At 54.3% G+C, this 21,755-nt stretch carries 26 protein-coding genes and 1 pseudogene; 11 read left to right on the plus strand and 16 right to left on the minus strand.

Translation table 11 applies throughout. From position 1 onward, the window contains the following. Positions 1 to 285: 285 nt before the first annotated feature. A pseudogene (gene glyA, locus H9L05_RS06725) lies at positions 286 to 1,420 on the minus strand (serine hydroxymethyltransferase); the annotation flags it as partial. Between the two features lie 401 nt (positions 1,421 to 1,821). Between glyA and H9L05_RS06730 the strand changes: the two are divergent. Further along, entirely contained in the window at positions 1,822 to 2,112 is a 291-nt protein-coding gene (locus tag H9L05_RS06730; protein WP_187733523.1) for a hypothetical protein, read from the plus strand. Between the two features lie 103 nt (positions 2,113 to 2,215). Then, complete coding sequence (locus tag H9L05_RS06735; protein ID WP_187733524.1) at positions 2,216 to 3,016, plus strand: tetratricopeptide repeat protein; 801 nt, start codon at positions 2,216 to 2,218, stop codon at positions 3,014 to 3,016. A gap of 67 nt (positions 3,017 to 3,083) precedes the next feature. Here the strand turns inward: H9L05_RS06735 and H9L05_RS06740 are convergent, their stop codons facing one another. From H9L05_RS06740 to H9L05_RS06750, 3 genes are all read right to left on the minus strand, one after another. Then, positions 3,084 to 3,782, minus strand: coding sequence for a metallophosphoesterase family protein (locus tag H9L05_RS06740; RefSeq protein WP_187733525.1), 699 nt, complete (start codon positions 3,780 to 3,782; stop codon positions 3,084 to 3,086). 181 nt (positions 3,783 to 3,963) lie between these two features. Beyond that, entirely contained in the window at positions 3,964 to 4,200 is a 237-nt protein-coding gene (locus tag H9L05_RS06745) for a hypothetical protein (RefSeq protein WP_187733526.1), read from the minus strand. A 43-nt stretch (positions 4,201 to 4,243) separates the two neighbouring features. Next, positions 4,244 to 4,780: a hypothetical protein gene (locus H9L05_RS06750; RefSeq protein WP_187733527.1), complete on the minus strand. Its 537-nt coding sequence runs from the start codon at positions 4,778 to 4,780 to the stop codon at positions 4,244 to 4,246. Positions 4,781 to 4,922: 142 nt separating this feature from the next. Between H9L05_RS06750 and H9L05_RS06755 the strand changes: the two genes are divergently transcribed. From H9L05_RS06755 to H9L05_RS06785, 7 genes are all read left to right on the plus strand, one after another. Next, positions 4,923 to 5,186, plus strand: coding sequence for a 4a-hydroxytetrahydrobiopterin dehydratase (locus H9L05_RS06755; RefSeq protein WP_262891916.1), 264 nt, complete (start codon positions 4,923 to 4,925; stop codon positions 5,184 to 5,186). A gap of 68 nt (positions 5,187 to 5,254) precedes the next feature. After that, a complete protein-coding gene (gene rsmI / locus H9L05_RS06760; RefSeq protein WP_187733529.1) occupies positions 5,255 to 5,953 on the plus strand; it encodes a 16S rRNA (cytidine(1402)-2'-O)-methyltransferase in 699 nt (232 codons plus the stop codon). Positions 5,954 to 6,032: 79 nt separating this feature from the next. Beyond that, positions 6,033 to 6,683, plus strand: coding sequence for a hypothetical protein (locus H9L05_RS06765; RefSeq protein WP_223284921.1), 651 nt, complete (start codon positions 6,033 to 6,035; stop codon positions 6,681 to 6,683). A gap of 2 nt (positions 6,684 to 6,685) precedes the next feature. After that, complete coding sequence (gene lnt / locus H9L05_RS06770; protein ID WP_223284922.1) at positions 6,686 to 7,627, plus strand: apolipoprotein N-acyltransferase; 942 nt, start codon at positions 6,686 to 6,688, stop codon at positions 7,625 to 7,627. 118 nt (positions 7,628 to 7,745) lie between these two features. Next, entirely contained in the window at positions 7,746 to 8,540 is a 795-nt protein-coding gene (locus tag H9L05_RS06775; RefSeq protein ID WP_187733531.1) for an inositol monophosphatase family protein, read from the plus strand. A 50-nt stretch (positions 8,541 to 8,590) separates the two neighbouring features. Next, the gene (locus H9L05_RS06780) at positions 8,591 to 8,794 is read left to right on the plus strand and encodes a FeoB-associated Cys-rich membrane protein (RefSeq protein WP_187733532.1); all 204 of its coding nucleotides are present in this window, start codon (positions 8,591 to 8,593) and stop codon (positions 8,792 to 8,794) included. A 116-nt stretch (positions 8,795 to 8,910) separates the two neighbouring features. Then, entirely contained in the window at positions 8,911 to 9,249 is a 339-nt protein-coding gene (locus H9L05_RS06785) for a hypothetical protein (protein ID WP_187733533.1), read from the plus strand. A gap of 78 nt (positions 9,250 to 9,327) precedes the next feature. On the opposite strand, the gene H9L05_RS24885 is transcribed toward H9L05_RS06785, so the two are convergent. From H9L05_RS24885 to H9L05_RS06830, 10 genes are all read right to left on the minus strand, one after another. Beyond that, complete coding sequence (locus H9L05_RS24885) at positions 9,328 to 9,828, minus strand: mechanosensitive ion channel family protein (RefSeq protein ID WP_262892645.1); 501 nt, start codon at positions 9,826 to 9,828, stop codon at positions 9,328 to 9,330. Beyond that, complete coding sequence (locus H9L05_RS24890; RefSeq protein ID WP_262892646.1) at positions 9,825 to 10,232, minus strand: mechanosensitive ion channel family protein; 408 nt, start codon at positions 10,230 to 10,232, stop codon at positions 9,825 to 9,827. Before H9L05_RS24890 ends, H9L05_RS24885 begins: the two co-directional genes overlap by 4 nt. A gap of 194 nt (positions 10,233 to 10,426) precedes the next feature. Continuing rightward, positions 10,427 to 11,449, minus strand: a complete 1,023-nt coding sequence (locus H9L05_RS06795; RefSeq protein WP_187734204.1) for an SPASM domain-containing protein — start codon at positions 11,447 to 11,449, stop codon at positions 10,427 to 10,429. Positions 11,450 to 11,572: 123 nt separating this feature from the next. Next, positions 11,573 to 12,034 (minus strand): CHRD domain-containing protein, encoded by a 462-nt coding sequence (locus H9L05_RS06800; RefSeq protein ID WP_187733534.1) that lies wholly within the window; start codon positions 12,032 to 12,034, stop codon positions 11,573 to 11,575. Between the two features lie 162 nt (positions 12,035 to 12,196). Then, positions 12,197 to 12,703: a CHRD domain-containing protein gene (locus H9L05_RS26780; RefSeq protein WP_394368475.1), complete on the minus strand. Its 507-nt coding sequence runs from the start codon at positions 12,701 to 12,703 to the stop codon at positions 12,197 to 12,199. Between the two features lie 45 nt (positions 12,704 to 12,748). Then, positions 12,749 to 13,255 (minus strand): CHRD domain-containing protein, encoded by a 507-nt coding sequence (locus H9L05_RS06810; protein ID WP_187733536.1) that lies wholly within the window; start codon positions 13,253 to 13,255, stop codon positions 12,749 to 12,751. Between the two features lie 94 nt (positions 13,256 to 13,349). Then, entirely contained in the window at positions 13,350 to 14,186 is an 837-nt protein-coding gene (locus tag H9L05_RS06815) for a CHRD domain-containing protein (protein ID WP_187733537.1), read from the minus strand. 57 nt (positions 14,187 to 14,243) lie between these two features. Further along, positions 14,244 to 14,747 (minus strand): CHRD domain-containing protein, encoded by a 504-nt coding sequence (locus H9L05_RS06820; protein WP_187733538.1) that lies wholly within the window; start codon positions 14,745 to 14,747, stop codon positions 14,244 to 14,246. Next, the gene (locus H9L05_RS06825; RefSeq protein WP_187733539.1) at positions 14,741 to 15,673 is read right to left on the minus strand and encodes a CHRD domain-containing protein; all 933 of its coding nucleotides are present in this window, start codon (positions 15,671 to 15,673) and stop codon (positions 14,741 to 14,743) included. Before H9L05_RS06825 ends, H9L05_RS06820 begins: the two co-directional genes overlap by 7 nt. 68 nt (positions 15,674 to 15,741) lie before the next feature. Further along, a complete protein-coding gene (locus H9L05_RS06830) occupies positions 15,742 to 16,083 on the minus strand; it encodes a CHRD domain-containing protein (RefSeq protein ID WP_187733540.1) in 342 nt (113 codons plus the stop codon). A 373-nt stretch (positions 16,084 to 16,456) separates the two neighbouring features. Between H9L05_RS06830 and H9L05_RS06835 the strand changes: the two genes are divergently transcribed. Further along, positions 16,457 to 16,819, plus strand: coding sequence for a hypothetical protein (locus H9L05_RS06835; RefSeq protein WP_187733541.1), 363 nt, complete (start codon positions 16,457 to 16,459; stop codon positions 16,817 to 16,819). 66 nt (positions 16,820 to 16,885) lie between these two features. Here the strand turns inward: H9L05_RS06835 and H9L05_RS06840 are convergent, their stop codons facing one another. Together H9L05_RS06840 and radA are read right to left on the minus strand one after the other, a co-directional pair. Continuing rightward, positions 16,886 to 18,364: a TlpA family protein disulfide reductase gene (locus H9L05_RS06840; protein ID WP_187733542.1), complete on the minus strand. Its 1,479-nt coding sequence runs from the start codon at positions 18,362 to 18,364 to the stop codon at positions 16,886 to 16,888. Between the two features lie 313 nt (positions 18,365 to 18,677). Next, positions 18,678 to 20,063 (minus strand): DNA repair protein RadA, encoded by a 1,386-nt coding sequence (gene radA, locus H9L05_RS06845; RefSeq protein ID WP_187733543.1) that lies wholly within the window; start codon positions 20,061 to 20,063, stop codon positions 18,678 to 18,680. A 271-nt stretch (positions 20,064 to 20,334) separates the two neighbouring features. Here radA and H9L05_RS06850 point away from each other — a divergent pair, with 271 nt between their 5' ends. Continuing rightward, entirely contained in the window at positions 20,335 to 21,723 is a 1,389-nt protein-coding gene (locus H9L05_RS06850; protein ID WP_187733544.1) for a sensor histidine kinase, read from the plus strand. Positions 21,724 to 21,755: the final 32 nt, after the last annotated feature.

The following is a 21,755-nucleotide window of genomic DNA, read 5'->3' on the forward strand; positions in this document are numbered from 1 at the left end:
TAAGTGCCTGCGCCAGACGTACGAAGTTTTTGGCTGCCTAGGTCGCAGCCAGCCAAAAACGATGGTTGTGGGGGGCTTTTTTTAAGTCTTTCCCCACGCCCGGTTAGCGCGTTCGCGCTGATTTTTTGCCTAGGCAAACAGCGGAAAGGCCTGCATCCACTCGTTTACCTGCCCGCGCACCCGGCTAAGGTGGGCTTCGTCGGCGTGGTGCATGAGCACATCGTCAATCAGCTCTACAATGCGCGTCATGTCTGTCTCAACGAGGCCACGCGTGGTGACGGCCGCCGAGCCAATGCGCATTCCCGAGGTCACGAAGGGCGACTTATCATCGAAGGGCACCATGTTTTTATTGATGGTAATATCAGCTTTGATAAGGGTGTTCTCGGCCAGCTTGCCGGTAAGGCCTTTGCTGCGCAAGTCAATTAGCATCAAATGGTTGTCTGTTCCACCTGAGATAATCTGGTAGCCGCGCTCCGTGAAGGCTGTAGCCAGAGCGTTAGCGTTGCGGATAACCTGGCGCGTGTAGTCGGCATACGTCTCAGTGAGGGCTTCACCGAAGGCAACGGCCTTAGCGCCAATCACATGCTCCAAGGGGCCACCTTGCGTGCCAGGGAATACGCCCGAGTCGAGCAGCGCCGACATCATGCGGAGCTCGCCCTTGGGCGTTTTCAGGCCGAAAGGATTCTCGAAGTCTTTGCCCAGCAAAATAAGCCCCCACGCGGTCCGCGCAGCGTTTTGTGGGTGGTGGTAGTTACGATGTGGCAATGCTCAAACGGATTATTTAGCAAGCCTTTAGCTATCAGGCCGCTAGGGTGCGAAATATCGGCCAGCAAGAGCGCGCCTACTTCGTCGGCGGCTTCGCGCAGAGCTTTGTAGTCCCAGTCGCGGGAGTAGGCCGAGGCGCCGCAGATTATAAGCTTTGGCTGCTCGCGGCGGGCCGTTTCCTTCACCTTCTCCCAATCGATGAGGCCAGTTTCGGGCTCCACGCCATAAAAAGAAGGCTTATACAGCTTGCCCGAGAAATTGACGGGCGAGCCGTGCGTTAAATGCCCCCATGACTTAGGTCGAAGCCCAGAATTTTGTCGCCGGGATTCAGGATTGACAGCATGACAGCAGCGTTGGCCTGGGCACCGGAGTGAGGCTGCACATTCACCCACTCTACGCCAAACAGCTCCTTTGCGCGGTCGATGGCGAGCTGTTCTACCTGGTCTACAATTTCGCAGCCGCCATAATAGCGCTTGCCGGGCAAACCTTCGGCATATTTATTGGTGAGGATAGACCCTTGCGCCCGCATCACCTGCTCCGACACATAATTTTCGGAAGCAATGAGTTCAAGACCGTGGGTTTGGCGCTCTTTTTCCTTACGAATAAGGTCGAACAGCACGGTATCGGGGGCGAGAGTAGTTGTGGTCGTTTCCATAGCCTCAAAGGTAGGGGTGAATCATTTAGCAATAAATACACAGCTCGTGGCAATGTTCAGCAGCAGGTACCAGCAATTTAGTAATAAGCTGCCGGCAAACTCGGGAGACCTCTTCCGCATGTCGATTGTTCCTCGTTACTTGCCATACGCTACGTGAGCATTTCTATGGTATCGCCCCTCGCCGAACTTCTGGCCCAGCTTCGTGTGGGCAACCAGAAATCCTTGATTACTTTCTACGAGCAGAACCGCGACCATTTTGCGCGTTGGGCGAAGTGGCACTATAAGCAGGACCCAGCCACCGCTCACGCCACGCTGCGGGCCGTATTGCTGGAGTTTTATGACCGCGCTACCGACGGTCGTCTGACAAAAATGCCCCCGACCTGCGCGCTTTTATTTATGACATGGCCCGGGAGCGCCTCGATGATGCCACCGCTCAGCGTTTGCCCCAAGCCGAAGCCAACCGGCGTCAGCACCTGCTGCGGGCATTTCATGCGTTGGGAGCCGATTGTCGGCAAGTACTTTCTTATTTTTATTTTCGGGGCTATAATTTTGAGAAAGTAGCAGGCAAAATGGGTTATCCCAATGCTGTAGTGGCTCGTATTCAGAAATCTACTTACCTGCGTAAGCTGTATGAAGTAGCGTTACAAACCCCCGACGCTGACGGCCATACGCTACCCTCTACCGATATCTAACCGGATGCTGGCCCCTTTCTTGTTTAGCTAGTGGCTACTACGTCTCATTCCTCATGCTTCTCTAGCTTTCCGCGCTGCCTTGGTTCAAAGTTCCACCTCTTCTATGACGTCGTCCTTCGACTTACGCCCGTATTTGGAAGATATGGAGCGCTTCGCTGACGGTCAGCTTTCGGCGGCCGAGCAGGAGGCCTTTGAGGAGCGTATGCTTGAAGACCCGGAGCTGCTGAAGGCGCACCAGGCCTACGAGCAGCTGACAGCCGATCTGCGCTGGGCTGCCGGGCATGAGATATTGCAGGAACAGCTTCAGGCCCTGGACCAAAGCCTGGACCAGCGCCAGCAAGCCCTGACCCGCGTGCAGCGCAGTCCGGCCAATACCCGCCGCCGTACTCGTCGGCGCTGGCTGCTGGCCATCATGGGCATTATTCTGGTAAGCATCGGAGCCTGGCTGATGCTGCGCCCCAGCGAGGATGACGCACCCGCTGCCTGGAGCCGCTATTATCAGCCGGATCTGGGTTTGTCGGAAGACGACCCGAGCATCAGCCGCCGGCCTTTGCTGGCCGAGGCCATGCACCAGTATCAGGCAGGCCGCTACCCCGACGCGCTCCGTATTTTACAGCGCCTCTCCCCCGACCAAGTGGGCCAGGATACGCTGCTCTATTACAATGGCATTTTTCTGCTTCAGCAAGACCGGCCAACAGCCGCGCGCTCTTACCTGCGCCGGGTAAGTCAGCAGTCAAGCTCTCCGCTGGCGGGTAAGGCCCTTTATCACCTGGGAATGGTGCATTGGCATAGTAGACACCCGGTAGAGGCCCGCGCTATTCTAAGGCAGGTAGCCGACGACCCCAAAAATCCATATCGGGAAGACGCCCAGCTCGTGCTGCACGACAACGTACTTCAAGACTAATTTAAAAAAGTCCCCCAGTCAGGAAGCTGGGGGCTTTTTTTGGCTGTGCATCAACCACCATACTGCCTCAGCGACGCGCTATTGCATAAGGCTCTTCCAGGTTGGGAATAAGCTGAAGTTGAAACGTGTCCAGATCCAGCACGGCTAAGTGAGCCAACTCCGGATTGTGGCGGTAAACGCAGCCTGTATCGAGGCCAATTGCTCCTTGACGAGCATCAACTCGCCGCTGCACTTCGGCCGTAGGCGTCGGAACGTGGCCATACAACAAGCGCCGCCCTTGCAGCCGCGACGCATCAAACACGAACTGCTTGGTATTAAGCATCGTGTTCCAATCTTGGCGCATCTGCTGGGGGGGCAAATGAAAGTCGAAGCCGGCGTGGACGAGCGTGAAGCCCGGAATATCTAGTTGGTAAGGCAGGGCATCGAGCCAGCGGAGGTAAGGCTCCGGAATATGAGCCGCCTCCGTCACTCCAAAGCTCTGGAGCGTCAACGCCCGGTCGTCGGCTGAGGCCCAGGTGGCGGCCGCTCTGCCGTGAGCAGCATCGAGCAACTCCTGATCATGGTTGCCGCGCAGACAATACACCTGAAAGCCAGTCGCTTGCAGCTGCATCAGGTAATCAAGCACGCCACGACTGTCAGGACCTTTATTAACATAATCGCCCAGCACATACAGCTCATCCGTGGCGCGCAGCAGCAACTTTGTTTCTACCGCGTGGCGGAAGGTGCGTAGGCAGCCGTGCAAATCGGTGGTAACGTAGCGAGCCATTAGCGTTTAGAGTATTAGTTAATATTATTGTCGTCTGGCCAAAGCCCGCAAAAATTTCGTGCATTTTAAATCTCTAGGGGCTTTTCTGGGCAGGCCAACCAGCATCTGGTAAATCAAAAAGCACTCCCTCCAACGGAAGAAGTGCTTTTTGAACAAGGTTCTGCAACTGCTTAATTATCAATTAGCTATACGCTGGCTTATCCAGATCTGGCTTATCGTAGTTGCGGTTGGGGTTGTTGGTCATGTGAGGCGGGATATCGGCCTCGCCGTCATTGGTGTATTCATCGGCCAGGCGCTGCGTCAACTCGTCTTCGTTGATCGGCGTACTGTTCGGGTCGCCTTTGGCTTTGCCGCCGGTGGCCGGGTTGCCTTTGTTTTCCTTGGACTGCTGGTTGGTGTTATTACTTTTGTAAGGCATGATTTCAACAGGTTAAAGTGGTGAAATACTGGAACTTCAAGCGTTATTCACCCCGCAAAATACCAGATTCCTGGGCATTGGGGTCATTCAGGTCAGCGTTGGTTTCGGGGGTAGCGCGGCCTGCCGGGCTGTCTTGCACTGTCGACACGTCGTGGTCGTCTTTGGTCAGGGTATTACGAATGCCATCTACGTCGCTCTCACCGGCGCCGTGTAGGGTGCGTTGGGCTTTTGTAGCGTTGGCTTCCGAAGCAGAAGGTGGCCGCCGAACCGTATCAGCACTAGGGAGGTCGAAGTCGGGCATATCCTGGTCGGCTTGCTCATCAGCACCTTCGCCTACTGTCAAGATATTATCGGCGGGATGGCCTACTTTATCTGCATCTTCGTTCACGGAAATAGAAGTATTGCCGCTGCCGCTATCCGTGCCAAAGCCTTCTTTGCCATCACGATTGCCAAACCCGCCACGGGCAGCTTCGTTTTTGGGTGGATCAGCGTCGGGAATGATATGTCCGGCCGCTAATTCCTGATCAGTAGTGTCGTCGTTGATGACGCGGACGGGACGATTATTAGGATCAATAGCCATAGAAAGCGTCGTTTAGAGTCGTGGGTGGATTACCTTGAAGTGTACTCTGGTTTGCGAAATTTGGTTTAAGTTGAACAGAAAGAGCGTGGCTTACCGCAAGTAAAAAGCGTTCGTGCCGAGCGCTTTATTGTCAAATTCCTCAATCAAAAAGCCCCCCATGTGGACCGAACACGATAACGCCCTCACCCGCAGCTTCCGCTTCCCCGATTTCAAAACTGCTTTTGCTTTCATGACGGCCGTGGCCGCCGAAGCAGAGCGCCAGAATCATCATCCGTGGTGGTCGAATGTGTACGATACCGTTGAGTTTCGCCTCAACACCCACGATGCGGGCAACACCATCACCAAACGCGACCACCGCCTGGCCGAAGCCATCGACCGGCTGGCCGCTGAGCACGGCGCACGCTGATCAGGGGCTGGTTGCATTTACGCTTTTCTATTTAGCACATCCCCGCATCAGCCTACCTTTGCGCCACTATGCCCGACGAAGCCCATACGACCACTGTTCTATACCTCGTGCCCACTCCCATCGGCAACCTGGAGGATATCACTCTTCGGGCCATCCGTATTCTGGGTGAGGTGGATACGGTGCTGGCCGAAGACACCCGCAACAGCGGCCGCCTGATGCAGCATTTGGGCTTGAAAAAGCCCCTGCTCAGCTATCATCTGCACAATGAGCACCAAACCGTAGCCCGCCTGATTGAGCGCCTGGAAAAAGGCGAACGGATGGCGCTGGTGTCGGATGCGGGTACGCCCGGCATTTCCGATCCCGGCTTTCTGCTGGTGCGCGAGTGCCTGAGCCGGGGTTTAAAAGTAGAGTGTCTGCCGGGTGCTACGGCTTTTGTGCCGGCATTGCTTAAGTCGGGTTTCGGGGCCGAACGATTTGTGTTTGAAGGGTTTTTGCCCGTGAAAAAAGGCCGCCAGACCCGCCTGCGGGAACTGGCCACCGAAACCCGCACGTTGATATTTTACGAATCGCCGCACCGAATTGTAAAGACGTTGGAGCAGCTGGCTGAGGTATTCGGACCAGAGCGGCAAGCATCGGTGAGCCGGGAATTAACCAAGTTATTTGAGGAAACCGTAAACGGCACGCTGCCCGCGCTGGCAGCCAACTTTGCGGGCCGTTCATCCATTAAAGGAGAAATCGTTGTTGTCGTTCAAGGAAGTAAAGACTAGCCCAGCCGTTGCCACGGCTCCGCGCCCCCGGGCAGGATGGGCCTATTGGCAACCTTCGCTGTTGGCGCTGCTCAGCGCTGTGCTTTTGTGGGCGGGCTGGCCCGTTCACCCCGCAGCCATGGCCCTGCTGCTGCTCGTAGGTTGGGTGCCGTATCTGCGGATGGAGCAGCTGCTTACGCGGCGCGGGGCCAGCGGCTGGAAGGTGTTTCGCTATACCTATCTGACTTTGGTACTCTGGAATGCCTTTACCACATGGTGGGTGAGCTACAGCACTTTAGGCGGCGGAATCGCGGCCGTCGTGCTGAACGCTTTGCTGATGTGTTTGCCCACCATGGCGTTTTATCACACCAAGAAGCTGGCTGGTCCTACGCTGGGCTACATTTCACTGCCCATTTACTGGATTGCCTTTGAGCAGCTGCATCTGCACTGGGATCTCACCTGGCCCTGGCTCACCCTTGGCAACGGCTTTGCGCAAGCCAATAGTTGGGTGCAATGGTATGAATACACTGGCTTTTTGGGCGGCTCCGTCTGGATTTGGGTGGTAAATATTCTGGCGTTTCTGTCCTTGCAAAAATACGCGGCGGCTAGTAGGCCCGGTGCCCCTGAGCTGAGCCGCGTACAGGTGCAGCGCCTGATCCTGATTCCTTTGCTGGCTGCTTTGCTGCCCATCGGGCTTTCCAAGCTTATCGGCTACAACTACCAGGAAAAAGGCCCCCAGTCGAGGTATTAGCTATTCAGCCAAACATCGACCCCTACCAGGAGAAGTTTCAAGGGGCGGAAAACTTCATTCCTATCGAGGCACAGGTTACCCGGCTGATTAACCTCACCACTGAAAACCTGACGCCCAAAACGCGCCTTGTACTCTGGCCCGAAACCTCGCTGGATCAGGCGCAGTGGGAAAATCAGTTTGATGCTAACCCAAATACCCAGCGCGTACGGGCCATGCTGGCTCAGCATCCGAATCTGGAGCTTATCACGGGTATTACCAGTCTGGTAGCGTATCCGAGCAAGGAAACGGCCTCTGTCACGGCCCGCTTCCGCGACGATACGGGCTTCTACGATGTGTTCAATACGGCCGCTTTTCTGCCAAATGCCAGCACGCCAGCTAATTTTTACCATAAATCACGCTTGGTGCCGGGCGTGGAAAAAGTACCGCCTTTGCTTACGAAACTCATTGCCAACATCGACTTAGGCGGCACGGTGGGCAGCTACGGCAGTCAGGAGGAGCGCACGGTATTCCGCTCCCCTACCGACTCCGCGCTGTGGGTGGGCCCGCTCATTTGCTATGAGTCGGTGTATGGCGACTTTGTGGCCGAGTACGTGAAGAATGGAGCTACGCTGCTAGGCATCATCACGAATGACGGTTGGTGGAGCGACTCGCCCGGCCACGAGCAGCACCTGCAATACGCCACTCTGCGTGCCATCGAGGCCCGGCGTGCTATTGCGCGGTCGGCCAATACGGGCATTTCGGCGTTCATCAATCAGAAGGGCGAAATCACGACCCAGACCGATTGGTGGGTACCTGCGGCCAGCCGTGCCACGGTGCAACTCAACTCAGAGCTGACCTTTTACGTGCGCCACGGCGATCTTATTGGGCCGACTATGCAAGTGCTGGCAGGATTACTGCTGGGTTTTACGCTCGTGCGCCGGTTTACGGGGCCCAAAACGATCTAACAAACCACATGTCATGCAGCGCAGCGCGAAGCATCTCGCGTGTTTATTTGGGTTGCTAACCTCACATCAGCACGCGAGATGCTTCGGCTCCACCTCTGCATGACAATTATGTTTTTCTATGGATTTCAACGCATTAAGCCTGCAGGTAGCGGATATAGCGCGCCGGGCCGGGCAGTTTATTCGGCAGGAAGCCGCCAGCTTCGACCTGGCGACCGTGGAGCATAAAGGCTTGCACGACATGGTTTCGTACGTCGATCAGCAAAGCGAAAAGCAGCTGGTAGATGAGCTGCACGCGCTGCTGCCCGAGGCTGGTTTTATCACGGAAGAAGGCACCGCCGCCAAGGCCAGAACCGAAGAGTACAACTGGATCATCGACCCGCTCGATGGCACTACCAACTTTATCCACGGGCAGCCCGCGTATTGCGTAAGTGTGGCGCTGATGCACCGCGACGAGCTGGTGGTGGGCGTAGTGTATGAAATCAATCAGGATGAGTGCTTCCGGGCGGCGCTGGGCAGTGGCGCTTTTTGTAATGAGAAGCCCATACATGTATCGGCCGCGGCCAATTTGCATGAGTCGCTGTTGGCCACGGGCTTTCCTTACTACAAGTTCGACAAGCTGGATGCCTACCTCAAAATTATGGGCGCCTTTATGCAGTCGACGCACGGTATCCGCCGCGTAGGCTCGGCGGCGCTGGACCTGGCGTATGTAGCAGCAGGCCGCTTCGACGGCTATTTTGAGTTCAACATCAACTCCTACGATGTAGCGGCTGGGGTGCTGCTGGTGCGCGAGGCCGGTGGCCACGTCACGCAGTTTCTCACCAATGGCGACCCTATTTTTGGTCGGGAAGTGTTAGCTACCAACGGCCAGATACACCGGCAGATGCAGCAGACCATTGGCGATTACTGGAAGTAGCCGGGCCGAAAGCCAAACTTTTTTCCGGATTGCGTAGTTTTGTGAGCGTTATGCTGTTCCAATATTTCCTCATCGGCGTTTTGTTTCTGGCAGCCACTATTTATGTGGGCCGGATATTCTGGGGGGCTTTTTTCTCCCCAAGCACTACGGGCTGCGCCAAGGGCTGCGGCGGCGCCTGCGGCACCATTGATGTCGACCGGCTGCAACGCACTATTGAGGCGGCGCAGAAAACCAGCCCGGCTTCAAGTAAATAACTTTCACTATTACCGATTCAGACAACCTCGCCCCGTGCCGACTGCGTATAGTTGGCACGGGGTTCTTTTTTGTTCCCTACTCTGCCACACCGTTCCACTCCCAAACGCCCCTGATCATGCAAGATAAAGAAGAAGAACGCTCCCTGATTATGGTAGAGCAAAAGCTGGCCAAAGATGGCTTTACCGAAGATTTTCGGGTTTCTGACGGCCGTCTGCGCCCCTTTAGCTCCGAAACCATCAGCTACGGCCCCGCGGATGTGACCATCGTGGATTTTTACCGCTTCGAGGGTGAGAGCGACCCTGATGACATGTCTATTCTCTACGCCTTAGAGTGCTCCGATGGTACGCGTGGCACGATTTCTTCGGCCTTTGGTCCAGCCGGCGACTCTGATAGCATGGAGTTTCTGAAGCAGGTAGAAGACTTAGGCAAAAACCTCAGGAAGGACCACAAATAAGAACTAATAAGAATCAAAAAAGCCCCCAGCAACGTGCTGGGGGCTTTTTTAGATTAAGGATTTCATTTACGCCGGTTATCAGCTCTTGTTGGTATCTACTTCTTCGTTTTGCAGGGCAACAGGCAAAACAGCTCCGCCAGGCACGTGAAGTGTCCGGATGGGGAAAGGAATGTTGATGCCGGCCTCGTCGAAGGCTTTTTTGATGCTCATAATGGCCGCGCTCTTGGCCCCTACGTAGTCAACTTGCCGCTTGTAGGGGATCCAGAAGCGGAGCTGAAACGTGATGGCGCTGTCGGCAAATTCCGTAAACATGACCTCCGGAGCCCGCTCGCGCACAAGGTGAGGCACCTGCTGCACAGCTTCTAACACCACTTCCCGCACCTGATCCAGGTCGGAATCGTAGGCCACGCCGCAGTCTAGATCGACGCGGCGCATGGTATTCACGGAGTAGTTAATAAGCGCATTCTCAAACACTTTGCGATTAGGCACCAGCACCATTTCGCCGGTGGGCTGGCGCAAATCCACGGTGCGCAGCCGGATGCGCTCAATCACGCCGAAGTAGTCGTTGGTCTTAATCATGTCGCCCACGTTGAAGGGCGCTGAATGGCGATGATAATACCGCTGATGAAGTTGGCTGCAATATCCTGAAAGGCGAAGCCCAGGGCCAGACCGATGATACCCACACCAGCCAGCAGGGAAGTCACGGTCTTGTCCAAGTTGAGAACCGACAGCACGAAAAACAGCCCAAACAGCAACACCACAAAATACACCAGTGTCGCAATCAGGCTGTTAATGGTAACGCTGTGCGATACGCGCGGCAGAAACCGGGTTGCCAAGCGTTTTACTAGCCGCGCGGCAAATATGGTCACCGTCAGCAGCAAAACGGCAACCACCAAGTTAGGCAGCATCACCACAAACTGCTCGGCCCAGGCAACGAGCTTATCGGTGACGAGGTTAAGCGTGTTCGAAAAATCAGAAGTCAAGGCAAATACTGCTTGTAATACCATGGAAGGAAATGCAGAAATGCAACATACGAAAAGTCAACAGGGGCACTGCCCTGTACTAGTAACAACGCGCTCAGCGGGATAGGGGTTTTATCGGTGTCAAACGCACACTCATCCAGATCTGCTATTTCGGGTTCGCAGAAATCAGCTTTGTACGCAGCAGAAAAGCAGCTTTAGCCCCACACGCGGGTGCCTTCCGTGCAGTTGCGGCACATCTCAATCTGGTCGCGGCCTTTGAGCAGGGAAGCGCGAAACTGCCGGTACTTTGGCCCCTGCCACAAGCCACGAAAGGTTTGCTGAGATAAGTCGCCGAGGCGGTATTCGGCGTCTTTATCGAAGCAGCAGGGCACCACCAAGCCGTCCCAGGTAATCACGCAGGAGTGCCACATCTTCCAGCAATGGTTTAGCAGGCGGTTTTTGATGCTCCAGGTGCCATTCTGGTTGTTTTCGTAGCGCGAGTAGTAGTCGATGGTCGGGATAAGGGGCGAGCCGTTCTGATAATCGTAAATCTGGGCGGTTTTGAACCACACATCGTCTACGCCCATCTCCTTGGCCAGCTGCTTGGCATCTTCAATCTGGTGCTCGTTGGGCTGCACTACCAGAAACTGAAACACCACGCGCGGCGTGCTCGACTTCAACTCCTTGCGCCAGCGCAGCACATTGCGCGTCCCCTCCAGCACTTTGTCAATTTTGCCCCCCACACGGTATTGCTGGTAGGTTTGCTGCGTTGTGCCATCGAGCGAGATAATCAGCCGGTCCAGGCCCGACTCCACCGTGCGGCGCGCGTTCTGGTCGTTGAGGTAGTGAGCGTTGGTGCTGGTAGCGGTATAAATGCCCTTGTCGGCGGCATATTTGACCAGCTCCAGAAAATGCGGATGCAGGTAGGGCTCGCCCTGAAAATAGAAAATTAGATACCAGAGCCGCGCCGCTAACTCGTCAATCGTGCGCTTGAACAGCTCGTCGGGCAGCATGCCGGTGGGGCGGGTAAAGGAGCGCAGCCCGCTCGGGCACTCCGGACAGCGCAAATTGCAGCTGGTCGTCGGCTCAAACGACAGCGCCATGGGTAGCCCCCAGTGGCGCGCCTTGCCGGTGAGCTTGCTCAAGGCGTAGCTTCCCACTATCTGCGCGGTATTGAGCGCACGGCGCGGGGTGGTTTTGGAAAGCAGATTAAGCGCGTCGGTGAGCGTGGAGGCCATGGTGCGGGCAAAGGTCGGCAATGCCTGAACAAAAATGCCCTCTAAAGTTTAGCTAGTACTTACAGGGCATAAAAAAAGCCCCCCACATATCGTGTGGGGGGCTTTTCAAGAAATCAGGCTGCGTTACTTTACCTTAATGTCGCCCCGAATTTCGCCGCCCGGAAAAGCGGGCGTATGTAGGTTCACATAAAAACCGTTATTCAGCAATAAGGCTTCATCGGCTTCAGTGAAAGTAGCCGTTGCTGTAATAGGGGAAGTGAGTTGTGGAAGTGGGTGAACCACTGGACCATTCACACCCGGCATACCGCGATGCAAGTGTCCCGCTTGCGGTGTCAGGCCCGTATACGTTACCGTGTAGGTCAGTACGTTGGTATCCTTGTTATAAACACCCGAGAACGTACCTGTAGCGGCTGAGGGAGTTGGTGGCACCTCTTGACTACCGTTTATCACAGCTGTCAAAACTACATTGGGGTTTGGGGCAGGCTTAACGATTTTACGTAGATCATCCAAGTTTACTTGGTCGCAGGAAGAAAACGCCACCAAGCTAGATGCCAGGAGGAAACCAGAAGTGAGTTTTTTTAGCATTGGTTAGGTAGTAAAGGGTGAGTTATAGAAAAGAAGAAAAGTGGGTCCGCTGAAGCGGAAATCGAATAAGAAAGCACGCTAGCACAACGTACGATAAAGCCCCGCCTCCGGTTCATAACAAGTTGACTTTCTTTTGTTTTCAGAAAAAACACAGAAGTTCCTTTATTGTCTCATGATAGTACCCCGAGTTTGGACAAGAAGTGGAGTAGGCGGCGATTGAAATGATAGCTCTCCATCCACATAAATCTGATTTGACAGGAGCAGAGCCTCATCCGCCTCACTTAAAGTGACCGTGCCTGTAATTGGAAACCGAGGCGAAGACAACGTGTAGATTATGGGCCCGACAACACCTGGTCCACCACGGTGCAGGTGCAATTCTTGAAGCGCATTAGCTCCAATTGCATAAACGTATGCCATGCTATAAGTCAAGACGTTGGTCTGCTGGTTATAAACACCCGTAAAAGACCCTAAGCCTGAAGTTGCAGGAGTCGGCAAAGCTTGAGGACCAGTCACCGTAGCCGACAAGGATATTTCGGGGGTTGGTGGCGCCTTTTTGCGTAGGTCATCTAGGTCGAATTGGTCACAGGCGGAAATAGCGACCAAACTTAAGAAGCATAGAAAACCGGAAGTGAGTTTTTGTAGCATCAGCGAGGAGTATGAAGTAAACATGTATCACCTTTAAGTTGAGGCAATTGAACTGGAATTAAACCAGCTTTACTGCCGCATAATAGTACCCCTGATTTCCCCAGCTTCGGGGAAAATCTGCGCGTGTACATCTACATAAAACTCGTTGTTCAGCAGCAAAGCTTCGTCAGCCTCAGAAAGGGTGACTGTACCTCCAATTGGAGATAGCAGCGAAGGAAAGGAATAAACGATGGGCCCATTTGTTCCCGGCGCGCCCCGGTGCAGGTGGGCTGCTACTACCGGCAGAGCTAAGCTCTCGCTACCAGAGGGAACACGCTCACCTGCATTATAATAGGTGATGGTAGAAACCAATACATTGGTTTGCGGGTCATACAAGCCTGAATAAGCCCCCACAGCCCGCGATGGCAATCGCTCTCCCAGTACTTGGCGGGAATCCATGGAAGACCATAATGCTATCTTGGGTCTAGTCGTAGGCTGCCCATTACCTCGCCAGTCTTCCAGGCCGAACTGGTCGCAGGCGAAAAACGCTACGGAGCTCAATGCCAACAGGCAACAGCCAATAAGTTTATTTAGCATAAGATTGTAGGTGAAGAGTGGGAGATAAAACCAGGAAAGGAGCCTATTGAGGCAGATAAAGGCTTAGTAAGCTGGCAGAACCTATTAGCTCGTTTTAGAGCGGCACGACCGCACCCCTAACCAGCCCATTTGGGAGGGCAGCATTATGGAAAAAATCTACATAAGTGCCACTGGAGAGCAATGCTGCTTCGTCCGCTTCCGGAATGGTTGCCTCGCCCTGGGACAAGAAACCTAAAAGAAAAGGCAGTTCCACGATAATAGGTCCAGTGGTGCCCGGCGTACCCCGGTGTAAATGCACGTCTGCTGGTAACGAAAAGTTTCCTCCAACAGAGTAGTAGGTCAGCACATTGGTGTCCTTGTTATACAAGGCATGGAAAGTAGCTGTTTCAGGGAAAGAAGAGGGCGGCACTACCTGGCTACCGTTTACTTGGGCTGTTAGCGCTATTTCAGGGCCCGGAACAGGAGCAGGTGTGGGCGACTGCCTCACGATAGTACCGCGCGATGTGACAGTGAGCGGGTCCGTCTCACGAATAAGTCGTGCTTCTGCATCTATATATAAGCCACCATTGAGCAGCAGAGCCTCATCGGCCTCAGTTAACGTGATGGTTCCATTCGTGGTCGTAGGCAAGGTATAAGCGATAGGCCCGCCAGTTGCTGGCGTGCCGCGGTGCAGGTGTAGCACATCCCGCTGGATGCTGTAGGGTACAATACCGAATGCCACTGTATAGTCCAACACATTGGTCTGGTGGTTATAAGTGCCCGTAAAAGAGCCGGCGCCGGCGCCACTACCCGTAAGCTTTGCCGATAGAAAAATGTCAGGAGGACTAGGCGGCGCCTTTTTACGCAGGTCATCCAGGTCGAACTGGTCGCAGGCGGAAACTATGCCCAGACTCAGTAGTAAAAGAAAACCGGAAGTGAGTTTTTGTAGCATCAGTGAGGAGTATGACGTGAGCGTTTATCACCTTAGTACAGTATGATTAAGCTAGACCTATATGGCCTTATTGCCGCGTAATTGGTCCACGGGCTTCACCCTGAGGAAAACCCGAGTGTGCACATCCGCATACATCCCATTGTTGAGCAGTAAGGCCTCATCTTCCTCAGAAAGCGTCACGATAGCGCCGATGGGGAGGGTAAGCGAAGGAAACGAGAAAACGATGGGGCCGTTCGTTCCGGGCGCCCCCCGGTGCAGGTGGACTGCCGTTACTGTTCCATTTATATTACCAGTGCTGACTTCACCGGCCGTATGATAAGTGATAGTTGAGGCTAGTACATTGGTTTGCGGGTCATACAGGCCTGTATAAACCGCAGTAGCCCGCGATGGAGGACCCAATACGACTTTGCGGGCATCCATATTATTGGATACTAATGCTATTTTGGGTCGAGGGGCAGGCTGACCATTACCTCGCCAGTCTTCCAGGCCGAACTGGTCGCAGGCGGAAAACGCTACTATGCTTACTGCCAACAGGCAATAGCCGGTAAGTTTGTTTAGCATAGGTTGGGAAGTGAAGAGTGAGAGACAAAAACGCTTATATCGGCTAGCGGAACCCGTAATCCGGACTTGCTACTGCGGCACCACTGCCCCCTAGCCTCTCCATTCGGGAACTCAGCTCTATGCACGTCTATATAGGTGCCACCGGAGAGCAATGCCCCTTCATCAGCTTCCGGAATGCTCGCTTCGCCTTGGGGGTAGTAACCACCAGGAAAAGACAATGTCGCTATGATGGGCCCATTCGTGCCCGGCGCGCCCCGGTGCAGATGCACCGCTTCTGATGAAGATGTAAATGATAAATTATTAGTTGTGTAGATTGACCAGTAGGCCAGCACATTGGTGTCCTTATTATAAATTGCATTGATAATGCCCTTACGATCAGAAGAAGTGGGCGGCACTACCTGGCTACCATCTACCCGGGCTGTCAGAGCTACCTGAGGGCCCGGAACGGGAACAGGAGTGGACGGCTGCCTTATAATAGCCCCCCGAGATCGGGTATAGAGCGGATTGCCCACCTCTGCATCCACATACATATTCCCCTCCAGCAGCAGTGCCTCATCAGCCTCGGTTAAGGTGATGGTCCCATTGTGGGAAGGCAAGGTATAGGCAATGGGCCCATTCGTTCCTGGCGCGCCCCGGTGCAGGTGCAACTCATCTTCGGGTATATAAGTAAAAAATATACTGAAGTCTACAACATAAGTCAGAAGGTTAGTCTGCTGGTCATAGGTGGCCGTAAAAGCACCTATGCTCAGGGAGGAATTTGGACGCCTCGGCACTACTTGGTTGTCCGTGAGGGTAGCAGACAGAGATATTTCGGGAGGACTAGGCGGCGCCTTTTTGCGCAGGTCATCCAGGTCGAACTGGTCGCAGGCGGAAACTATGCCCAGACTCAGTAGTAAAAGAAAACCGGAAGTGAGTTTTTGTAGCATCAGTGAGGAGTATGACGTGAGCGTTATCAGCTTGTTATCCGTGCAGCTGGTCTATACCAGAGCCTGCTCTACTGCCGCCTGACAGTCCCTCGAACTTCGCCCTGAGAGAAAAGCCGCGTATGCACATCCACATACATCCCGTTGTTGAGCAGCAACACCTCGTCCTCCTCAGAAAGGGTCACTGTAGCTCCGATGGGGAGTGTGAGCGAAGGAAAGGAGAAAACGATAGGCCCATCCGTTCCTGGCCGCCCCCGGTGCAGGTGGGCCGATAGGTGGGCCGATGTTACAGGCGCCCCCTCTACAGAGTAACCGATAGTAGAAACCAATATATTGGTTTGTGGGTCGTAGAGCCCTGCGTAGGTCCCAAAATCCCGCGATGGAGGCCCATTTACTACTTGGCGAGCGTCCATAGGGGACGTCAAGGCTATTTTGGGTCTTGGGGCAGGTTGCCCATTGCCTCGCCAGTCTTCCAGGCCGAACTGGTCGCAGGCGGAAAACGCTACGGAGCTTAATGCCAAGAGGCAAAAGCCAGTCAGTTTGTTTGGCATAGGTTGGGAAGTGAAGAGTGGGAGATAAGAACCAAGGGAAATAACTGTTGAGATATAAATAGCCTGCGCTACATCATTAATTTGAATGTAAGAAAAAGCTTTGCAATATTTCCACAAGTATTTGAATTTCTGATTGTTGAGTTAGAGCATAAGCCTATTACTGCGGTTTTATACCATCTCTTGGAACCCCACTCTGCCCCTACCGTTAATCATTATCTAACCCTGATCTGCTACTATGAAAATTCCAGTTGAAAAAGGCCAGGAGAAAGGCTTTCTGCCCGATGGCCGCCACGTGGTCGAGATTACCGATATTGAGGAAGGCACCAGCGAGCACCAGAATGTGCCATTCTTCGCGGCGCGTATGGAAAACGAAGACGGCTTCGTAACCCAGCGCTTTTATACATCACCGGCGGCTATGCCCATTCTGCTTTCTCTCTACTCAGCCGTTGGCATTCATGCTGAAGGCGGCAAAGACCTTGACACCAAGCAGTTACTTGGCAAGAAGCTATCCGTTGAGGTAAGCGACCATACTTACGCCGAGCCAGCTTCCGGCGCTGAGCGCACTATTAAGCAAGCAACCGGCTTCCGAGCAGCTTAGCTGCTTTCCGTAAAGCAAAAAAAGCCCCCAGACTAGTTCTGGGGGCTTTTTTGCTGTTAAGTCAGCTTACTTCTCGCTTCCGACTGGCAAAGCGCTGGTATAAGTGGAGGCCTTGCCGAAAGACTCTTTTATTTCGTCGATGGCCGCGTGGCTGCTCAGGCGCTTAGGCTTGGTATTGAGGAAAGAGCCATCTTCTGCTAGCAGAAAATACGAAGGAACTTCCTGCAAGGCGTAGGCCCTAGCCAGCGCTGAGCGCAAGCCGCCCGCAGCCCGCACATGTACGCCCGGCAGCTTCTTGCTCACCACCAGCTGCTTCCAGGCAGGATCATTCTCATCGAGGGCAATGTTGAGAAACACGATGTTTTTGCCTTCGAATTTCTTCGCTAAATCCTGAGCATACGGCAGGTCGCGCAAGCTCAGACCGCTGGTTGTGCGCCAGAAGTTCAGGTAGACCAGCTTGCCAGCAAAATCGCGCAACGATACTGTGTCGCCCTTCACCGTCACGAGCTTGAAATCGGGGGCCGGGGCACCAATAGCAAAGGCCTTATGGCTTTCGAAATCGCGCTGCAACAGCGGGTAAAACTCATTTTTAGGATCTACACTGCGAAAGTCAGCCAGCATGGCCGCCGACTGCTTCACGTGCCCAAACCGAAACGACTCCTGCAGAATACGGCCCATAATTAAGGGTTTTACCGGACCCGTCAGCTGCTTTTTAGCCAGATCATAGCACACCCAGTAAAAGTCGGGGTCGGAGCGGTGATGATTGGCAGCTACCGCAGTGTAATGGATGTAGTTCAGCAAAAACTCCTGATGCTGCTCGCTCTGGGCCGCACTGGGGTTGTTGATAAGCTTGGCATCGTTGAGGAAGCTGTAGTACTCAGGCGACATTTTCAAACGACCTTCGGTGGCTACAACCTGCTCGCGGAGGTCTTGAAAAGTGAGACGGTCGTTGGCGTAGCTATAGTCAATCTCGGCCTGGGCGTAAGCTTTGAAAGCGGCCGATACCTGATTGTCTTCCGCATAGCCATCCAAAAATTTTTGTTCGGCCTTGCGACGATAATCTAAGAAGGACAGGAAACCGGGCTCGTAAAGCATGATGTTATCGGGCAGCACCTGAAAGCCGTCGTTCTCAATGAACTGCTCATCCAGTTCAACCAGATAGCTGCTAGCTGCGGAGCCAGGCCCTTTAAACTTAATGCTGGACGCTAGGTCATTGCTTTTGAAGCGCACTTCAATTGCGTTGCCCGGCTCCAGAAACAGGTCGGCTACGTCATCGCCGTACACCAAGTCGGCGCGGGTGGGTCCGGGCACCGCCACGGCCAGCCGAAACTCCCCTTTGCTATCGAGGCGCGCGTACGTGATATGTTCCTTAGGGTCAAGCGGATGCTCACGAAAAGAAACGGCAATTGTATCGGTCTTGTAATTGCTCACCTTACCGGTCAGCACAACGGTGCCCTGCGCCCGACCTACGGCGGGTGCCAACAGCGCAACGGTCAGCAGACCAATGAGAAAACGAAAAGGCGATTTTTTTGAAGCAGAATTCATGCAGTAGGCAATCGACAGCACGGAGAATCCGTGGTGAATACTTAGCTAAATACTAATGTCTGACTGAATGGATCAATTCAGTATATTCTCGGGATAAGACAATTCTTAACCCGAAGATAAGGCATAAAAACCTATAAAATCCAATATCGTAGTTTACTTTTTCGTAACGTCTTATCAGGCTACCAGTTGAAATTTAGGAAGCTAGGCTGCGTAAAAGCTCTCATAACCACTGTAAAGGGGGCAAAAAGGTATTTTACCGGAGTAGCTGAAGCTATTATATATGCGTTACCAGCTATAAACATGCCTAAATTTTTTACCCAAACAGGCCTGTTAACACTTCGTCGAGCCTCCCAACCGGGTGTACACGAATACCAAAGCGTCCCAGGTCTAAACCTCGAGCGTTAAACTGCGAAATGTACATTTCCTGAAAGCCAAGCTTTTCTGACTCTGACAAACGCTGATCGAGGCGACTTACGGCCCGTATTTCGCCACTCAATCCAACCTCGGCCGCTAGGCAGGTTTCGCCGCTGAGTGGAATGTCGTTGAGCGAGGAAACAACGGCTGCACACACGGCCAGATCAAGGGCTGGATCTTCGAGGCGCAGGCCGCCGGCAATGTTTAGAAAGACATCGTGCTGCCCCAGACGCAAGCCGCTACGCTTTTCGAGAACAGCCAGCAGCATCTGTAGTCGCTTGGAGTCGAAACCGGTGCTGCTGCGCTGGGGTGTGCCGTAGGTGGCGGGGCTCACCAGGGCTTGCACCTCTACCAGCAAAGGCCGGTTTCCCTCCAGCGTCGCTCCGATGGCAATACCACTGAGGGTTTCGGTGCGCTGACTCAGCAGGATTTCTGAGGGGTTGGATACCTGGCGCAAACCAGCTCCCTGCATCTCGTAAATACCCAGCTCAGAAGTAGAGCCGAAGCGGTTTTTGATGGTGCGCAGAATCCTGTAGCTCAGGTGCCGGTCGCCCTCAAACTGAAGCACCGTGTCCACCATATGCTCCAGAATCTTGGGTCCGGCAATAGAGCCGTCTTTGGTGATATGGCCGATGAGTAGCACGGGCACGCCCGTTTCCTTGGCATACTTGAGCAGCTCGGCTGTGCACTCGCGCACTTGCGACACCGAGCCGGCTCCCGATTCTACCAAGCCGGATTGCAGGGTCTGGATAGAATCGACCACCACCACGTTGGGCTGCAACTGGTCGATCTGGCGGAAGATATTTTGGGTGTTGGTTTCGGTGAGAATGTAGCAGCCGGGATGCTGGTCGCCGAGGCGCTCCGCCCGCATTTTGATTTGCTGCTCGCTTTCCTCCCCCGAGATATAGAGCACCTTGAGCTGACGTAAGCTCATGGCAATCTGCAACATAAGCGTGCTTTTGCCAATGCCAGGCTCGCCGCCAATGAGGACCAGAGAGCCGGGCACAAGGCCGCCACCCAATACGCGGTTTAGCTCCCCATCGTGGGTGTCGATGCGGGCTTCTTCCTCGTAGTGAATCTCGCCGATAGGCCGGGGCTTAGCGCTGGTTTTGGCGGCGGGCGAAGCCGTAGGTGGCTTCCAGGAGCCGGTAGACTGGTTATTTTCTTTTTCGACTACTTCCTCCACGTAGGTGTTCCACTCCCCGCACGACGGGCAGCGGCCAATCCACTTGGCTGACTGAGCACCGCACTTTTGACAGAAATAAAGGGTCTTGATTTTGGCCATGAATCGGGTCGGATGAACGTATAGAATGCTCAGCAGGAAGGAAAAGTTTGGCAAGATCGAGATTTGCCGGGGCTCACCGGTTCTGGCTGGCAGCAGCGGTGATTATTAGTAGCGCTAGCTCAGCTGAAATTGAATTTAACTTACCTTGCTATGAGGCTTTAAGCCATTGCCTTGTGCAAAAAGCCCCCCGACTCGCTACAGTTGAGTTTCTCAAACCCAAGCTGCTTGTAGCTTGTTATGTAGCGATTTACTATCCCTTACTTATTATATAATGGCTAGCCTTGCTCCTACTGATCTGTCCGTTATTCCTGCCTTTGCCGATTTGCCCCCCGAAACCATCGACTGGCTAATGGATCATGGTGAGCGGCGCGAGTATGCAGCCGAGGAAGTTATTTTTAAACCCGGCGACCCAGCCGAGTACATGATGGCTTTGCTCCAGGGTGAGCTACAATTTTTCGCGGTGCGCAATGGAAATCGCGAGCCTATTTTTCGGGTGAGTGCGGGGCAAGTGAGTGGCGTGCTGCCGTATTCGCGGCTGCGCGTTGTGAATGGCTATAGTATTGCAACAATGCCTACCGCTGTGTTTGTACTGCACCGAGATCTATTTCCGGAGCTGGAGCGAACGAGTCCGGAGCTAACCCAGCGTTTAGTGGCTTTGATGAGTGACCGCGCCCGTGATGAAGCCCGTGGGCAGGAGCGCGACGACAAGCTGCGCGCTTTGGGTAAACTGTCGGCGGGGTTGGCACATGAGCTAAATAATCCGGCCGCCGCCATTGCCCGCGCCTCGCAAGCCTTGCAGGAGCTGACCCTGGCCAAACCCGCGCAGCTTCTGGACTTACTTCAGCATTGCCCCAATCCCGAGGCGCTAAAAGCATTGACGCTGCTAGCCACCGAGATAATCGCCAAAGAGAAGCCTATGTCGGCACTGGAGTGCGCTGACTATGAGGATGATTTGGCTGATTGGCTCGAAGATCAAGGCGTGGCTGATGGCTACCGCCTCGCGGCCGGTCTGCTAGAGGCTGGAGTGACGAAGGACATACTTGCCCCCGTAGCTGCCGACTTACCCAAGGCGGCGCTGCCGGCTGCTTTTGCCTGGCTGGAAGGCCAGCTTACCACCCAGCGCCTTATCCGGGATGTGCAGGAAGCCGGCAGCCGGATCAGCACCTTGGTGGCCAGCGTAAAAACCTACTCCCACATGGACCGCGCCACCGACCGCGCACCTTTGGACGTGCACAACGGTCTGGAAAGCACCTTTACCATGCTGGGCCATCAGCTACGCGCCAAAAAGATCCGGCTAACGCGCGATTTTGCCCCCCAACTTCCATTGGTGCGCGGCCAAGTCAGCAGCCTGAACCAAGTGTGGACGAACCTGCTCGATAATGCCATTGACGCCGTGGCCACCGGAGGAGAGATTACCGTGCGCACGCACTTGCAAAGCGGCTTTGTGCGCGTCGCCATCATCGATAATGGCACGGGCATCGCGCCCGATGTGCTGAATCATATTTTTGAGCCTTTCTTCACCACCAAAGAAGCGGGCGCGGGCTCTGGCCTGGGTCTCGATATTGCGCAGCGTATTGTGCGCAGCCACAACGGACGCTTGGAGGTAAACTCCGTTCCCGGCCGCACCGAGTTTAGCGTGTGGCTTCCCGCGCTTACATAAGGCTGGGGGGCTTTTTCTGACAGGTCTGAGAG

Origin of the sequence: Hymenobacter qilianensis, assembly GCF_014489555.1 — a bacterium.
In the GTDB taxonomy this organism is placed as follows: domain Bacteria; phylum Bacteroidota; class Bacteroidia; order Cytophagales; family Hymenobacteraceae; genus Hymenobacter; species Hymenobacter qilianensis.

Bases quoted from the DNA above. Each gene is read 5' to 3' on its own strand.
- H9L05_RS06730 (WP_187733523.1), top strand. From the start codon at position 1,822: ATGGCCCGGGAGCGCCTCGATGATGCCACCGCTCAGCGTTTGCCCCAA.
- H9L05_RS06735 (WP_187733524.1), top strand. From the start codon at position 2,216: ATGACGTCGTCCTTCGACTTACGCCCGTATTTGGAAGATATGGAGCGC.
- H9L05_RS06740 (WP_187733525.1), bottom strand. From the start codon at position 3,782: ATGGCTCGCTACGTTACCACCGATTTGCACGGCTGCCTACGCACCTTC.
- H9L05_RS06745 (WP_187733526.1), bottom strand. From the start codon at position 4,200: ATGCCTTACAAAAGTAATAACACCAACCAGCAGTCCAAGGAAAACAAA.
- H9L05_RS06750 (WP_187733527.1), bottom strand. From the start codon at position 4,780: ATGGCTATTGATCCTAATAATCGTCCCGTCCGCGTCATCAACGACGAC.
- rsmI (WP_187733529.1), top strand. From the start codon at position 5,255: ATGCCCGACGAAGCCCATACGACCACTGTTCTATACCTCGTGCCCACT.
- H9L05_RS06775 (WP_187733531.1), top strand. From the start codon at position 7,746: ATGGATTTCAACGCATTAAGCCTGCAGGTAGCGGATATAGCGCGCCGG.
- H9L05_RS06780 (WP_187733532.1), top strand. From the start codon at position 8,591: ATGCTGTTCCAATATTTCCTCATCGGCGTTTTGTTTCTGGCAGCCACT.
- H9L05_RS06785 (WP_187733533.1), top strand. From the start codon at position 8,911: ATGCAAGATAAAGAAGAAGAACGCTCCCTGATTATGGTAGAGCAAAAG.
- H9L05_RS24885 (WP_262892645.1), bottom strand. From the start codon at position 9,828: ATGATTAAGACCAACGACTACTTCGGCGTGATTGAGCGCATCCGGCTG.
- H9L05_RS06795 (WP_187734204.1), bottom strand. From the start codon at position 11,449: ATGGCCTCCACGCTCACCGACGCGCTTAATCTGCTTTCCAAAACCACC.
- H9L05_RS06800 (WP_187733534.1), bottom strand. From the start codon at position 12,034: ATGCTAAAAAAACTCACTTCTGGTTTCCTCCTGGCATCTAGCTTGGTG.
- H9L05_RS26780 (WP_394368475.1), bottom strand. From the start codon at position 12,703: ATGTTTACTTCATACTCCTCGCTGATGCTACAAAAACTCACTTCCGGT.
- H9L05_RS06810 (WP_187733536.1), bottom strand. From the start codon at position 13,255: ATGCTAAATAAACTTATTGGCTGTTGCCTGTTGGCATTGAGCTCCGTA.
- H9L05_RS06815 (WP_187733537.1), bottom strand. From the start codon at position 14,186: ATGCTACAAAAACTCACTTCCGGTTTTCTTTTACTACTGAGTCTGGGC.
- H9L05_RS06820 (WP_187733538.1), bottom strand. From the start codon at position 14,747: ATGCTAAACAAACTTACCGGCTATTGCCTGTTGGCAGTAAGCATAGTA.
- H9L05_RS06825 (WP_187733539.1), bottom strand. From the start codon at position 15,673: ATGCTACAAAAACTCACTTCCGGTTTTCTTTTACTACTGAGTCTGGGC.
- H9L05_RS06830 (WP_187733540.1), bottom strand. From the start codon at position 16,083: ATGGACGCTCGCCAAGTAGTAAATGGGCCTCCATCGCGGGATTTTGGG.
- H9L05_RS06835 (WP_187733541.1), top strand. From the start codon at position 16,457: ATGAAAATTCCAGTTGAAAAAGGCCAGGAGAAAGGCTTTCTGCCCGAT.
- H9L05_RS06840 (WP_187733542.1), bottom strand. From the start codon at position 18,364: ATGAATTCTGCTTCAAAAAAATCGCCTTTTCGTTTTCTCATTGGTCTG.
- radA (WP_187733543.1), bottom strand. From the start codon at position 20,063: ATGGCCAAAATCAAGACCCTTTATTTCTGTCAAAAGTGCGGTGCTCAG.
- H9L05_RS06850 (WP_187733544.1), top strand. From the start codon at position 20,335: ATGGCTAGCCTTGCTCCTACTGATCTGTCCGTTATTCCTGCCTTTGCC.